This is a genomic window from Streptomyces sp. SID13726 (assembly GCF_010548375.1).
GTDB lineage: Bacteria > Actinomycetota > Actinomycetes > Streptomycetales > Streptomycetaceae > Streptomyces.
This window is the reverse complement of sequence record NZ_JAAGLY010000897.1, coordinates 1-381: the sequence shown is the minus strand read 5'-3', so window position 1 is coordinate 381 and position 381 is coordinate 1. Positions and strand designations below refer to the sequence as shown.

The window sequence follows — 381 nt, the reverse complement described above, 5'->3', positions numbered from 1 at the left end:
GGCACGGAGGCGCGGGGGGTGGCCCGCTACGCGCTGGCGGTGCTGATCGGGATGTCCCAGCAGTCGCGCGACGGCGCGAGCCGGGAGGAACTGGAAGCGGTGGCGGAACTGGCGATGGGGGCCTGGCCGCGGTAGCCGGCGGGAGGGGGAAAGGTCCCGGGGAATCGCGCCGCGGGGAGTCGCATTCCTCTGGGCCACGGTGCCGGGTCGGGACCCTCAACCCGTCCGGCACCGCAGCCCGGAGTACTTACGGCCGACCGGGTGTGCGGTTCCCGGCGGCCGGTGGGAGGTGCCCGCGCGGTCAGGGCAGAGCGCGCGGCTTACCTCGATCCGTCCTCCTGTGCGGGGAGGGCGGAAGCATAGGGCAATTGTGGACTAGAC

Annotated in this window: 1 pseudogene; it reads left to right on the top strand. The window is 73.5% G+C overall.

Annotated elements, in window-relative coordinates:
- Positions 1-135, top strand: a pseudogene (locus G3I78_RS52725) (TetR/AcrR family transcriptional regulator); the annotation flags it as partial.
- Between the last annotated feature and the right edge of the window lie 246 nt (positions 136-381).